The following is a 1303-nucleotide window of genomic DNA, read 5'->3' as shown; positions in this document are numbered from 1 at the left end:
GGGGTCAGGACATAGAACGGGCACAGATATACGCTAAGCGTCTCTGCGCGCACTTATGGGTCGACTCTATGCGTCGACGACTCCAGCATTCCAAAGGCATCCATCGGACAGTTGTAGCATCGCCTCTCGTCGCAGAGCCGGCATATCGTCAGCGCCGAGACAGCGTCGTCAGACATCTGCGCAAGTATTGTCTCGGCAATACGTTCCAGCACGAGGCGGTCAGCATTCGAGACATGGCTAAGGATTTCGGATAAAGTCTCGTTTCTTCGTTGCAGGATCGCAGATAGGCGAGTCTCGCCTGCCTCAGTGAGCATCAGCGCTACTGCACGACGGTCCCGTAGCGCTTTGGATCGAACGGCGAACCCGGCTGCAACCAATCGATCGACAAGCCGCACCGTCCCCGCGTGGGACAAGCCTAGCACCCGTCCTAATTCGTCGATCGAAAGACCGGTCGCGTGACCGATGACGACGATCGCCGCGGTGGTTTCGCCACCGCCGGGTATCGTCGGGTCGAATGCCGCCTTCTTAATTCGATCGGTGATGCCCACTGCGAGGGCGCCGAACAGATTGACGAGCCGGTCCGAGAGTACGTTCAAAGGGTTGCCTCATTCATTGACGGCGTATAGTGTATGCGCAGCGCATATATCACGCCTGTCTAAGCATGAAGGCAGGTCATGCGCCATGATGAAAGCGAGGCACCATGTTTTCGACATTACACATAGCTGAAAAGACGACCGGCTCTCGCGGGTCTCTCGCGTTGCTGCGCTGGGCGCTGGTGGTCATCTTTCTCTGGTTCGGTTGCATGAAATTCACGAGCTATGAAGCGATGGGCATCGCGCCATTGATGAAGAACAGTCCGATCATGAGCTGGATTCCGGCCGTTTTTGGGGTGCAGGGTGGAAGCTATTTTATAGGCACCGTCGAGCTCGCGACGGCCGCTGCGCTGATTATCGGTGCTTTCAACAAGACGGCCTCCGCTCTCGGCGCGGCGATGTCATGCCTGACTTATGCCGTGACACTGACGTTTTTCCTGAGCACGCCTGGCGTCGCCGAGCCGACCGCTGGCGGGTTCCCGGCGATTTCGGCCGGAACCGGACAGTTCCTGTTGAAGGACCTGGTGCTTCTTGCGGCATCAGCGTGCCTTCTACTTGCGTCCATACGGACAGCAGACGCGTGACGGCAAACAGGTGATAGGCGACGCTCCGGACCTGCGCTTTTGCCGAACCATACCCGCCTCAGCCCATAACGATCGACAAACCCTGTCGCTTTGATAGGGTGTTCGAAAACATGCTTTCGAGGGTTT

2 protein-coding genes are annotated in these 1303 nt (G+C 57.7%); one reads left to right on the top strand and one right to left on the bottom strand.

What is annotated here, in order from left to right; translation table 11 throughout:
* Positions 1-53: 53 nt before the first annotated feature.
* A complete protein-coding gene (locus tag AX725_RS06855) occupies positions 54-596 on the bottom strand; it encodes a MarR family winged helix-turn-helix transcriptional regulator (protein ID WP_010339851.1) in 543 nt (180 codons plus the stop codon).
* A gap of 104 nt (positions 597-700) precedes the next feature.
* Here AX725_RS06855 and AX725_RS06850 point away from each other — a divergent pair, with 104 nt between their 5' ends.
* Complete coding sequence (locus AX725_RS06850) at positions 701-1177, top strand: YkgB family protein (RefSeq protein ID WP_010339850.1); 477 nt, start codon at positions 701-703, stop codon at positions 1175-1177.
* Positions 1178-1303: the final 126 nt, after the last annotated feature.

The organism is Blastomonas sp. CCH9-A1, assembly GCF_001557175.1.
Taxonomy (GTDB): Bacteria; Pseudomonadota; Alphaproteobacteria; order Sphingomonadales; family Sphingomonadaceae; genus Blastomonas; species Blastomonas delafieldii_A.
This window is presented reverse-complemented; position numbering and strand designations above follow the sequence as displayed.

Coding starts and splice junctions, on each gene's coding strand:
- AX725_RS06850 (WP_010339850.1), top strand. CDS start 701: ATGTTTTCGACATTACACATAGCTGAAAAGACGACCGGCTCTCGCGGG.